This window comes from Vibrio sp. 10N.222.52.C3, from assembly GCF_041474195.1.
Classification (GTDB): Bacteria; Pseudomonadota; Gammaproteobacteria; order Enterobacterales; family Vibrionaceae; genus Vibrio; species Vibrio crassostreae_C.
Window position 1 is genome coordinate 20860 of sequence record NZ_JBFRTQ010000076.1, and the last position, 12348, is coordinate 33207.

Annotated in this window: 11 protein-coding genes and 1 pseudogene; 2 read left to right on the top strand and 10 right to left on the bottom strand. The window is 43.5% G+C overall.

Features of this window, described 5'->3' with window-relative positions; all coding sequences use genetic code 11:
* The first annotated feature begins 159 nt into the window (after positions 1-159).
* Positions 160-513 (top strand): hypothetical protein, encoded by a 354-nt coding sequence (locus AB4517_RS12405; protein WP_017060510.1) that lies wholly within the window; start codon positions 160-162, stop codon positions 511-513.
* A gap of 187 nt (positions 514-700) precedes the next feature.
* Here AB4517_RS12405 and AB4517_RS12410 read toward each other — a convergent pair whose 3' ends face one another.
* The 5 genes from AB4517_RS12410 to AB4517_RS12430 all read right to left on the bottom strand — a co-directional run bounded on the left by AB4517_RS12410 (position 701) and on the right by AB4517_RS12430 (position 6839).
* A complete protein-coding gene (locus AB4517_RS12410) occupies positions 701-1597 on the bottom strand; it encodes an RNA polymerase sigma factor RpoD/SigA (RefSeq protein WP_372148426.1) in 897 nt (298 codons plus the stop codon).
* Positions 1598-2015: 418 nt separating this feature from the next.
* Complete coding sequence (locus AB4517_RS12415; protein WP_017060508.1) at positions 2016-2348, bottom strand: Hpt domain-containing protein; 333 nt, start codon at positions 2346-2348, stop codon at positions 2016-2018.
* Entirely contained in the window at positions 2342-3931 is a 1590-nt protein-coding gene (locus AB4517_RS12420; protein ID WP_017064673.1) for a response regulator, read from the bottom strand. Before AB4517_RS12420 ends, AB4517_RS12415 begins: the two co-directional genes overlap by 7 nt.
* A 289-nt stretch (positions 3932-4220) precedes the next feature.
* On the bottom strand, positions 4221-5771 hold the full coding sequence (locus AB4517_RS12425) for a DHA2 family efflux MFS transporter permease subunit (protein ID WP_017060506.1): 1551 nt from the start codon (positions 5769-5771) through the stop codon (positions 4221-4223).
* 3 nt (positions 5772-5774) lie between these two features.
* Positions 5775-6839: an HlyD family secretion protein gene (locus tag AB4517_RS12430; protein ID WP_372148427.1), complete on the bottom strand. Its 1065-nt coding sequence runs from the start codon at positions 6837-6839 to the stop codon at positions 5775-5777.
* 128 nt (positions 6840-6967) lie between these two features.
* Between AB4517_RS12430 and AB4517_RS12435 the strand changes: the two genes are divergently transcribed.
* Entirely contained in the window at positions 6968-7879 is a 912-nt protein-coding gene (locus tag AB4517_RS12435; RefSeq protein WP_017060504.1) for a LysR family transcriptional regulator, read from the top strand.
* A gap of 160 nt (positions 7880-8039) precedes the next feature.
* Here the strand turns inward: AB4517_RS12435 and AB4517_RS12440 are convergent, their stop codons facing one another.
* The 5 genes and pseudogenes from AB4517_RS12440 to AB4517_RS12460 all read right to left on the bottom strand — a co-directional run bounded on the left by AB4517_RS12440 (position 8040) and on the right by AB4517_RS12460 (position 12320).
* Positions 8040-8897, bottom strand: a complete 858-nt coding sequence (locus AB4517_RS12440) for a polysaccharide lyase family 7 protein (RefSeq protein WP_017060503.1) — start codon at positions 8895-8897, stop codon at positions 8040-8042.
* Between the two features lie 149 nt (positions 8898-9046).
* Positions 9047-9370, bottom strand: a pseudogene (locus AB4517_RS12445) (glycosyl hydrolase); the annotation flags it as partial.
* 103 nt (positions 9371-9473) lie between these two features.
* Positions 9474-10286: a DUF2861 family protein gene (locus tag AB4517_RS12450; protein ID WP_017060501.1), complete on the bottom strand. Its 813-nt coding sequence runs from the start codon at positions 10284-10286 to the stop codon at positions 9474-9476.
* Positions 10286-10933 (bottom strand): response regulator transcription factor, encoded by a 648-nt coding sequence (locus AB4517_RS12455; RefSeq protein ID WP_372148428.1) that lies wholly within the window; start codon positions 10931-10933, stop codon positions 10286-10288. The genes AB4517_RS12450 and AB4517_RS12455 overlap by 1 nt, the downstream gene beginning before the upstream one ends.
* Positions 10911-12320: a DUF3404 domain-containing protein gene (locus AB4517_RS12460; RefSeq protein ID WP_372148429.1), complete on the bottom strand. Its 1410-nt coding sequence runs from the start codon at positions 12318-12320 to the stop codon at positions 10911-10913. The genes AB4517_RS12455 and AB4517_RS12460 overlap by 23 nt, the downstream gene beginning before the upstream one ends.
* Positions 12321-12348: the final 28 nt, after the last annotated feature.

Sequence of the window (12348 nt, forward strand, 5' to 3'; positions counted from 1 at the left end):
CAAGCAGATAGGGCAGCGTAAAGTTGCCCTCATTAAAGCCATGTAGAGTTATTGATACATGGCTTTTTTTTATTTATTTTTTTGTTTCGCTAAATAAACTTGAGAACAGGTAAATATGTCCTTAATTATTGGAAGGGTCCGTTAGACAGGAGGGACGACATGTATCGTTATGTCAGTTCACCGCAAGCGTCGAAGTACATAGTGCCACCGCCTCAACATCGAGAGTTGTCGAGTGTGGATGTGCCTGAGTCTGAATTAGAGATGCGAGAAATATTGAATAATTGGTTTGCTGATGGTTTAGCGCCCATTATTGAAAGTGACGATGACTACATCTCTGCGAGCGATCACGTTCGATTTGAAAAGCTTAGCCGCACCGTTGGGATGTTGTTGAGAAACAAAGATTATTATTTTGCGGCTAAACGGATTTTATCAGTGTGGGAACAAGATTGTCTTGAAACCACTTATATCAATTATCTCATTTTGCGCAGTGAGCGAGTCACTTCTTTAAGGTAAGTTAATGGTGTGGCATTTGTCATTTTTCATTAGGCATTAGGGATTAGCGACTTAGGGTTCGTGTGCTTACGATTTTTTTATTTTTCTAACGAATCAGCAAACAAAAAGGGCAAGCTTGGAGGCTCACCCTAAAGGTCTTTGTTTTGGCTTAACGTTATTTTCAACTAATTCTCAACTGGGCTACGACTTACACCCAACCATCAAATTTGAGTCGTTTTTGAATTCTTTCGACCGCTTCTTTCTGCATTTGTCTAACACGTTCATTAGAAACATTCACATCCAACATTTGTCCGACCTCAGACAGCGTTTTCACCTTGTTATCAAAGAAACCAAAACGGTGGATGAGCACCTTTTGTAATTTTGGAGGAAGTGTATAGATGATTTGTTCTAGAGCTTGGGTAAAGGATTGATCCTCACAATCTTGTTGAGGGTCTGGGATATATTCACTTTCGCATTGATCAAGCACCATAGGCGCATGGCTAGTTCCAACCGTTGTCGTCACGTCAATAAACCCGCTTAACGCCACCAGTTGATCGACGCGTTCGGCCTTTACACCTGAACTGTCTGATAGCTCAGAAATTGAAACCTCTTTACTCATTTTTTTGCTTGCATCGAGCTTTTTTGAGGCGAGGCTGTTTATTTCTTTACACACGTGGGCTGGCAATCGAACGGTTCGACCCGTGTTCATGAGTGCGGCTTCAATGTTTTCGCGGATCCACCAAACAGCATAGGTTGAAAAACGATAGCCTGGTTCTGGATCGTATTTGTCGATGGCCTTAATCAAGCCAATGTTGCCTTCCTCGATCAGGTCGAGCAGGGTGAAATTATTGCCTTTACGTTTTAGGTAACTCTTTGCGATTTTCACAACAAGGCGCAGGTTTGATTCGATCATGACATCACGCGCTTTTTTATCACCCGCGCGATTCAATTTTGCGTAATACACCTCATCTTCACGCGACAGCAGATCAATCCCCACAATATCCTTTAGATAGTGAGCATAAGGTTCTGCAGTGGTAGAAAATGATTCTTTAATGGGTGTGTCATCCGTGAGCCCCTGAAACGCAGCAAAACTGTCATTGTTCATTTCCTTGTCCTTTTTTAGCCGACTGAACGTTTTATTTTTTCATTTTATTATTATGCCACCAAGTGATTAACGCTTGGTTTCATTAGAGTGTAGATAACAGTTTCTTCTTTACCAATAAATAAAATGCAATTTCGTATACTTACGTCACAAAAAGATCTACAAGTATTTAACCATTTTACATCTCATCGAACGTGTCGGTTTTTCATAGGAAACATGAACATGCATAGCTTATAAAGTATGTGTTATGCATTGGGGTATGTAGATAAATCGAGTGAATTTATAGGAGCGGGCGGCTATATAATTGATAGGGAAAATGAGGAGAACGTGGCAAGAGTCGAGGTTCCATGTTTCCAAGCACCTCAACTCTTTTAGCTGTGTCGGCTGTTAAGTATCGCCATGCACGTTTTAATTCTATCGACTAATAAGTGCTAAGAACCTCATCGATTTGCTGATTAATGATCTTCATTTCGCTGTAGATAACCGAAAGATCATCATCTTGCGGCGCAAGCTTATTGAGTGTGTTTTGTTCTACTCTTTCCAATGCAACTGTGGCCGTTTCTTCACCAAAGCTGGCTAAAATGCCTTTTAAGGTGTGCACGGTAAAATGAAGCTTGCCCCAATCTTGTTGTTGAACCAACTCTTCGATCTCTTGTAGCGAATTGCCATGGTCTTCTTGATATGTAGACAAAACGGCGTAAATGACGTCTCTGTCATTGTCTAAATAGGCGTTTAAAGCATCAAAGTCTAGCATGTGGACTCCTGTCGGCTGAATGTTGAAAATGGGCTAGGCGGCTTAGTGGAAAAACCATACCTTGATGAATCACTAATCCATTGATTCCATTTTGGAGGAAGTTCTAACTGTAAGATTTCTTCTAGATAGTCGTCGCTAAGTTTCTCATCTATATGAGCTTTATTGACGGCGTATATATAGTCAAGTTTGGCGGCAACTGAATATGGGTAACTGTGAATGTAGTCCTTTATTTCTTGGATCGAACCCAAATTTTCAATGTTTATACACGTTGAAGGGTCGACATTTTTGGACTCAAGTTGGTGATTTATGGCTTCTCCACGAGATTTGAGACATTCCACTGTTAAATGATAAAGAGAGTACTCACCAAAGTGGGCGAGCATGGGTAATAACTGAGTGAGCAAATAAGTCGGTTGGCTGTGGAAATTGTTCGCTAACAGTGTCGAAGCTCTAATCACTTTTTTGTGGGCAATCTGAGGGCTATTTTCGATGAGCAATATGCTGCTCTGAAATAGGGCAAGGCTGGCCAAAACTTGCTGCTGTTGTTTTACCGGAAGTTTCAGGTTTACCAGCTCGGTGAATTGGTTGGCGTGCTCAAGCAAAATACGTTTGTACTTTAGTTGCGTCTCGCGCTGATACGTTGCTTTTAAGGAATTAAAGTGCGCACCAATGGAATGGATGACATCAATGTCAGCAGCTGAAATGTGGGTTGCATACATCTCACCTAACTTTATGATCATATGTGTGTTATCTGCGTTCTCAGCTAAGTCGATGGCCCTGATTGCACGATGGCTGATGCTGGGAGTCATCTCAAATGCACGAATCGCTAATTTAAGAGCAGGCAGCAGCATTTTATGTTTTTCATAGATACAGCTTAAGCAGTCAATCACGCTCAATGAGAGTGGCTGTGCTATTAGAAAATTGTGGAGCTTATCTATGGCTAAATTTGGCTTGCCTAAGCTGTCGAGAATCAGCGCCTCAGCCACCAATTTGGTTGGGTGCATGTTGGTTTTGGAGTTGTTAATGACGCTAGAGAGTAACTGCCATTTCTTACCTGCAATTAAATGTTCAATCAATGTCGCTTCGAACTGAACGCTAGTACCATTAGGGGAGATAGCCAAAGCTTGAGCTAATCTCTCTTGACTGGCAATGGGATACAAATCATTCAGTTGGGTGAGTTTCTTTGAAACGGACACGGCACTTTGGATCTTTTTACCCAACGTTTGAGTATTAATCGGTTTAGAAACGAAGTGGTGTGCTTCACCTGAAAGGGCGGTTAATACTGTTTCCTGACGCATATCCCCAGAGAGCAAGATTGTCGCCACAGTATGATCGATGAGGCGGTTTCGATACAGAATGCCCAACAGCTCAAAGCCAGTAAAAGACTGTTCTAAGTGGTAGTCAATGAGGAGTACATGAAAAGAGTGTGTCTCGACCGCTTTAATGGCTTTTCGATAGTCGGTCGCAATAAAAATACAGTCGCGCGAAACTCCCAAACTAGCCAGTTGCTGCTTAATAAGTATTGTTGCGCTTTTAGAGTCGTCGACGATCAAAATTCGAAGGTCTGTTGGTAAGGTCAAATCCATTTTCCTTAATACCAAATGTTATTTTTTAATTTAGGTGTCAAGTTGCACATTGTCAAGGTGCCTATATCACATACAAACACTCAATAAACTATTGGTAATTAAAGAGTATTAGATAACATTTATGAAAGCCTTCAAACGCAGGTGACTTTTACCTGATTTTAGTGGGGTTATACGTGTTTTAGAAATAAAAAAGAGGCAAGCCGATAAGCTCACCTCTCTGTTTTATTGTTCGAGTTTTTATTCGAAATGTTGTTCTTTGCTTGAAGTTTTATTTACCGAAACTCTAGCGTTAATCACGCATGTTTAGAATCAATACTGCCGCTAGAGCCAAGAACGCCGTCATCATTAAGAACACATCGTTGTAAGCCATGATGGCTGCGTCACGTTGCATTGTGCCGAGCAAACTTGCTTGTGCTTGTTGCATCGCAGTTGCGGCATCACTTCCTGACTGAATGAAAAACGCTTGTTGTTGCTGAAGCGTCTGCCAACCAAGTTGACTCACTGAAGGTAGCGACTCCTTGATGTGTGCTAAGTGCTCACGGGTTTTGTTATCCAATAGCGTAGCGATAATCGCGATGCTGAAAGCGCCCCCTAAGTTCCGCATTACGTTGGTTAACGTTGATGCGTCTGGCGTGTCCATTTTGCTGATGTTCTTCATGGCAACCAAAGACAGCGGAACCATGATGAACGGACTACCAATAGCACGCAGAACCATAGATAAAATCAGCTGTTGCCCGCCAAAATCGATTGTCATGTGTGTATTTACGTAACAACTAAAACCGAACATCGCGAAGCCAAAGGTAACCAAGTACTTAGGCTTAATGATCTGTGTTAGCTTTGGCACAATTGGGAATATCAGAAGTTGTGGGAAACCCATCCACATTAGCACTTCACCAATTTCCATCGCGTTATATTGCTGAATTTGAGTGAGATACATCGGTAGAACATAGATAGAGCCGAGCAATGCCATTCCTAGAATCAAATAGGCGATACAAGACATCGCAAATTGCCCATCCCGCAATAGCCGCAGGTTAACCAATGGCTTCTTGTGTTGGAGTTCGTTTATCACGAAGTAAACCAAACTCACCGCCGACACGATACTCAAGCCAATAATAAAGCTCGAACTGAACCACTCTTCACGGTTACCTTCTTCTAACACCACTTCCAAACAACCTAGCCCTAATGCCATGGTGGCGATACCAAACCAATCGGCTTTTTTCAGCGTGCCAAGGTCGAGCTTTTCATCGTCCAAGCCATATCGGATCATGGTGATCACAAGCAAAGCTGGCGGAATATTGATGTAGAAAATATAGTGCCACGAGAAGTTCTCCGTCAGCCAGCCACCAAAGGTAGGGCCAATCGATGGAGCAAAGGTCGCGGTTACACCAAACAGTGCCATACCCACAGCACGCTTGTTGACCGGCAATAACTGAATCACCAGCGAGAAAGCAAGCGGGATTAGAGCACCACCACTGAAGCCTTGCATCGCGCGGAACACGATCATCGAGGTCATGTTCCAAGAGAACGAACACAACAAAGATGAAATGGTGAAAATGGCTGTCGTCCACGTGATATAACGGCGTTTACCGAGCGCTTTAGACAGCCAACCACTGAGTGGGATAGCGATCATCTCTGCGACTAGGTAAGACGTAGAGATCCACGAGCTTTCATCCAAGGTGGCTGATAGCGCACCTTGAATATCTTTGAGAGACGAGTTGGTGATCTGAATATCCAAGATCGCCATAAACGCGCCAATCAAGCCGCCAAATAGGGCGATCCAATGGCGTCTCGAAACCTCGTCATCATCATTTGTTTGGGTGACAACACCAGCGTTACTCATGGTCTAGCCTCGTTTATCGATGGTCGCTACCACAGACAAACCAGGAAGCAGTCGACCTTTCAACTCTTGCTGATCTGGAATAGTAATTTTAACCGGTACACGTTGAACGATTTTAGTGAAGTTACCGGTCGCGTTTTCTGGTGGTAGGAGCGCAAATTTAGCGCCAGTCGCAGGGGAGAAACTGTCTACCACACCTTCAAGAGGCTGCCCCGGGAACGCATCCAGCTCTACTTCAACCGTCTGACCTTTGTGAATACCACTTAGCTGTGTCTCTTTGAAGTTGGCTTCAATCCACACTTGGTTGTTTGGTACCAAGCTCATCAGTGGTGCGCCTGCTTGAATCAGCAAGCCTTCACGTACGCTGCGTTTACCAATCACGCCATCTGCTGGCGCGTAAACTTTGGTGTAATCAAGGTTAAGCTGTGCTTGATCTCTCTGGGCTTGAGCTTCGGTCACGGATGCATTTGCTTGCTCAATCTCACTAGCGATAACGGTTAATTGGTCATTGGTTGCAACGAGGTTTGCTTTTGCTTCTTCTAAATCTGCCTGAGTTACTTTTTGTTGTGCAACCATGCTATCGACTTCATCTTGAGACGCGTAGTTACGCTTTAGTAAGCTACGAGAACGTACCACTTGTTGAATCGCGCGTTCGTATTCAGCTTGTGCAGAATCAACGCGGCTTTCTGCTTGATTGATCTTGCTACGTTGTAACGTTTGTTGTGCCACTAGATTTTTGACGTCTGATTTCACGACGCTTAAATGGGCGTTTGCTTGAGCGAGTGCTGACTGGTAATCACGGTCATCGATTTGAACCAGCAAATCACCTTCTTTAACCGATTGGTTATCACTCACATAAGACTTAACAATATAGCCAGAGACCTTAGGGCTAATATTCGTGATGTCGCCTTGTAGATAGGCATTGTCGGTAGATTCAAAGTACTGGCCATAGCCGTACCAGTATCCAGCACCGGCTAAACCCAATGACAGCATGATCGCAGTAGCAATAAGCGGAGCTTTTTTACGTTTTTTTGTGCTTACTGTTTGCGAAGCGTTGTTGTTCTCTGTCATTTTTTCTTTCTCATTTTGTTTTTATTTAGATGTAACGAATTGTAAATGAATTCGATTGATTGATTAGATAGGAAAAAAGGGAAACACTGTTGCAAAAATCTAACTAATGGCGCTTTGGGAGAAGTACGATGGACTTAAATGCTGTGACTGTTTTTACACAAGTTGTTGATTGTGGGAGTTTCACGCACGCAGCTGAAGCATTGAACATGACCAAGTCGACCGTCAGCCGAAAGCTAGACGAGCTGGAACAGCATCTAGGTGTGAGGTTGATCACTCGTTCGACACGAAGTTTAGTCTTAACGCCAGAGGGCGAGCGCTTTTATCAGTCGAGCATGCAGATGCAAGAGATCATGAACCAAGCTGAGCTAGAGGTTTCAGCCAATCAGGATTTGATCCGAGGGCAGTTAAATGTTGTGTTGCCTGTCGAATTGGGGCATCAAGTATTAGCTAAATACATCCACAGCTTCCTAAAAGAGCACCCAAACGTGACTTTGAACTTAGAACTGTCGAATCGAGAAGTCGACATCATTGCGGAGGGGATCGATCTTTACGCACAAATTGGTGAGCTAGTGGACTCGAGCTTGGTTTCTCGCTACCTCACAACATCAAAGCGTGTATTGGCAGCCAGCCCTGAGTATTTAGAGCAGTTCGATGACGTCTCTTCACCCGATGATCTTGAACCGCCATTCAGAATGATTGAGGTGGTGAACAAGGCCGCGCGTCTACCCAAGTGGCATTTACAATTAGAAGGCGGAGAGTCGATTTTGATCGATCTACCGTGTCAGTTGCGGGTGAATACCATCACGGCATGCCTAACAGCGTGTGTGGATGGGCTCGGCTTGGCGGTGCTTCCTGAATTCATTTGTCGGGAACACTTTAAGACAGGTAAGCTGATTCGTCTGTTACCTGAATATGAGATGCCGGAAGTTTCAGTAAGCCTAGTGTATGCAGACAGGCAGTTGATGCCGAAACGTAAGAAGGTCTTTATCGACTATCTACTGACTGCTTTTCAAAATAGAGCCAATCAAATAACGAAATAAAGGCATATTGTATTGGGAGCAACAGAAGGAATCGGCTGCCTAACTGTTGATTAGTTGTAATTCATTGACAATGACCAATAACATTGAAAAGAGAAAAACGAACTTGTTAACAAGTTCGTTTTTTTCTGATTGCTAATGTAGTTGTAGGCTAAGTACCGAACTAGCTCTTTTTCTCTGTGTACTCTAGCTTGTAGAAGTGAGCTTCACTTTGTCCATTCGTAAATTGGTTGTATACGCCAGCTTTGAAGTAGCTTAATAGGTGACGCCAGTAGTCAATATCCTGCTCAACTTTACGTTCACCGTTTACGTCAACAATAAGTTTCTTATCACCCACGATTAAATCAAATGCTGTTGGTTTGCCTTGTGGTGCTTTGCCTAAATCATACTGAGAATATGCTACGTCTGATTTGCACATTTCCTTGTCTTGGTTTTTCTTGCCGAACGATCCTTTACAAATTACAGCGTTGTTTTTAATGATTGCCCAGAAATGCCCTTCAATACCATTATTGTCACGTTTCCATACAACACGAAGCAAAGGGTGAGGGACATTGTGAGTACCAAGATCATCTAAGCCTTTGTTATGTACTTGTAGGAATGTAATCTCGTCTTGCTTAGAGTCTGAGTTCTTCATCGACTCTTCAGGTTTTATGATCTCCACCTCCGAACTTAATGTGTATGTTTCATTTGTTAAGTCTGTGCGGAAGTTTTCCTGAACGCGTAGCTCGTTGCGCAGGTGGTCATTCTTCATGGTAAAGACTAGCGCTTCACTTTCTTTGTCGACATAGAAGTTGTTGTTCACAATGCCGTCGTAGTTATTATCGAGCGCAAAATAGTCTTTGTTGCCTTTCTTTCCGTTTGGATCTGAAATTTGAAGTTCAGAAACTGACAAAACATTTTGGTATTGAGAGTAATTAGAAGGTTCGCCTAAAGCTCCTTCTGGATTCGAAAACTGAACATTAGCGATTGCCGAAGAAGAAAAGGCAAGAAGGGCACAGCAAGTGAGTAGGGTCTTTTTCATCAAAAATATCTCTTTTGTAATATTATCATTCAATATAAGCATTGATATCACTTTTGAGATTTATGTGAAAACATCTGTGTTTGAAATTGTGGTCGGCACCCAATTTTCTTGTACAAAAATAGAGAGAATTAGGTGTCGATTGGGATTGGCTGGTCTTGATTAAGCTCTGCCTTAACGTTTATTCCACTGGGTACTAAGGTCCAAGTGGCGATTTTTGCTGAGTCAGCTTTATCGGAAAAGCCAATGACCAGATTGGTCGCTTTCTGTGGTTGGCTATCAACGGTGAGAGCAGCACTGTTAACGCTTAAGCCGTTCCAATCGACCTCTAAAGTATTCGATGAGGTAGCGACGGTATTGTTGTTACTGGTGAGCGTTATTTGGCTCGCTTGTGCGTTGGATGAAAACAGACAAGCTGTTGTTAAAGCCACAATGGCAAAATTAGAAAGATTGAGTGGGTGACGTACGCTGAGCATATTTAGATTCCGTAAAGGGTAACTACGGTTATTACACCTAAGTAGCGCTAGTGCTTTGTCACCTATATGTCTCTATTTTCTGTTTGGCTTTAGTGGTTTTCCATTAGAAAGGCACGGCGACGCGCTGCACATATTGGACTTCAATAGCGCCTTGGTATTCAAACATTTCAACCGAAGCACTCAAGTGCTTGGCTTTGGTTCCAAGTGGACTTTCTGTGGGAACGGGTGCTTGCGCTGTTTTGATTGGCACTTTGTAACCCAGCAGGTTGTAGTTTTCATCAAACCATTGCCAACTCACGTTAGCGTCGGGGCAGTTGTCGATCACCTTTGGAGGCGAGAGCACGATATGTGGTTCGCTGAGTTTACTTTCGAGCGTCAGCCATCGATTACTGTTATTTAAAGCGACAATAATAGGGTAGTGATTTGAACCTATCTTTAGTTGATAAACACCAGATTCGGGTTTGATGAACATTTCATTGGTTTCAATCTCTTGATACTCATTATTGGAAGCGAGTTGTCCATCGAGAAGGACTTTACCTTTAGGCGATACCAAAGAAAGAGTTTGAGTTTCTGAGCCTTTGCTGAGTTGCTCGGCAGAGACTTTGATTTGATAACCGTGCGACGACAGGCCATAGCGTCGAATGAAGCTGACTTGGATGTGGTGTTTTGGCTCAGCACTTTGTTTGAGTAAGGTTCCACATTGAGTCTGGCTCAGGATCTCTTGTTTGACTGGCAGCCAAAGCTCACTATCGAGTGATTTGTGATCGAGTGCGATTTGCAGCTCTTGCCACGCAACTTGAGGTTGGTCATCAAGTAGAGATTGATAGGTGTGCTGCAATGGCGTGTCGGTAAACCATGCCGCATGACTTGCGAGCGGCAATGTGTAGATCAGTGCGGTTAACGAAGTAACTTTCATTATGATTCCCCGGCCAAGCGGTAATCAACGCCACGATGTGTTTCTATATTCAATGTTGGCAGCTTCTGGCGTAAGCGCAGTATGTGATTATCAATAGTTCGGGTACTAGGAAAAGCCTGATATCCCCAAATCTTATTGAGTAATTCATCTCGGTGAAACACACGACTTTGGTTCTGAACAAACAGTACCAATAGCTGAAACTCTTTAGGTTTTAGTGTTACAGGGCTTTCATCCAGATAAGCGATCCGTTCCGACAAGTTGATTTGGATATTTGCGTAAGTTAAGAGGCTCACACCTAACGGACGTAGCTGGGTAATGACTCGAGCGAGTAATTCGTCGTTCGAAAATGGTTTAGTCACATAGTCTTTGGCACCCGCGATTAAACCTTCAACACGTTGTTGAACTTCTACTTTAGCGGTCAACACAATCACAGGCAGCGCTTTGAGGAGCAACCAGTTTGGAAGGTGTTGCAAGCTGTCCCCATCTTCAAGCTGTCGATCCAGTATCACAAGATCGGCTCGAAACCATTTCTTACTGGCATTCTCTGAATCCTTCGCCCAAAGGCATTGGTAACCATTGGATTCAAAGATGCTGACGAGGCCTTGTCCAAGCAGTTGGTCGTCTTCAATCAGCAGTAGGGTGTTCATAAGCAATTTCCAAAATACATCGGGTTGGGTTACGAAGAATAATGAGGCGGCCATTCGCTTGCTTCATCAAGTGCTCGACAATAGTCAGGCCAATGCCCATGTTATCCAGTTCGTGCGTTTCACTTGGCGTGACACCAGACATGAGCCGTTGTATCGGTGAAGGGAAGTGCCCCTCGTCTTGTACCTCAATCGTCAGCTTGTCACCGAGTTCGACCTTTACCAAAACCTCACCTTTACCATGTTGTTTGGCATTCTTGATTAGATTATCCAAGCAGATGGTTAGCCAGTAATAGGGAAGGTTCAGTTCAACTTCACGCGCTTCACATTGATAAGAAATATTGTGCTTTTCACAGACATGATCGAGCCACTCTTCTAATGAAGCGTTTTGCTTCAACAAAGGCTCTGACTGATCCGAACTTAGGTACACTTTGCTGTTTTCGGTGAGCTGAGAAAGCCTTTGATAGTCAGATATTAAACGCCAAACCGCACTTTGAGTTTCATCAGAAAAGTCATCGTAGCGATTTCTAAACATTTCGACGGTTAAGCCCAGGCTAGTAATTGGCGTGCGCAGTTCATGAGTAAGAAGCTGTAAAACGAACTGCCTCTCTTTTCGTTGTTTTGTTCTTAGGTATAAGACTCTACCGAGTCCGGAAAGCAACGTTAACAGCAATGTAAAGATCAAGGTTTTCATGATCAGATTGTCATTGCTAGGCTCGCTTAAGCACACGTTGCTGTAACGAAAAGTACAGGTTTCACCCGTCAAAGATACCTCTTGCCGCTCTGCAATAGGTTGCCAAACATCTAAGGGAATGGCTTTCCAGCCTTGCTCGCCACTTAACCAAAGCACATCGTCCTGTTGCCAAGCTCGGTATCCACTGAGCAGTGCTTCTCTGCCTTGTGCACTTAGGTTTTCTAGCTTGTTATATAAAGGATGCTGAGGGTTGGTAAGACTCAAAAATGGGCGTATCTGCTCGGTCACATCTGGGTAAGCGGCTAAATAACGATCAGCAAAACTGCCACCTGCAGGGTGTCGTTTGGAGTGTGCTGCAAACCAAATGGAATCCAATGCTTGTTGCTGACACAAAGCGAGCTCAAACTCGATGGCATCATCTAATGAAGGGTTATTGCTTTCAATCGCTCGGCAGTGATCTTGTATTGACGCTAACGCTGCGATGTCGTCCCAACTGAATTGGTTGAAATCAGGATAGCGGCTATTTTCATGGAGCAGAACTTTCGGATACTGAGCCAACTCTTGTTGAGATACTAAGAGTGGGGATGATTGCCAGCTCAGTTGATACAGAGTTTGCCACTTATCTTGCAAACTTTGGGCATTGACTAGGGTTGGGAGCCAAAAGATCAAGCAAAGAGCTAATGTAAACCTGCGCATCCAATCATTCTCGTTAAAAGTCGTGGGG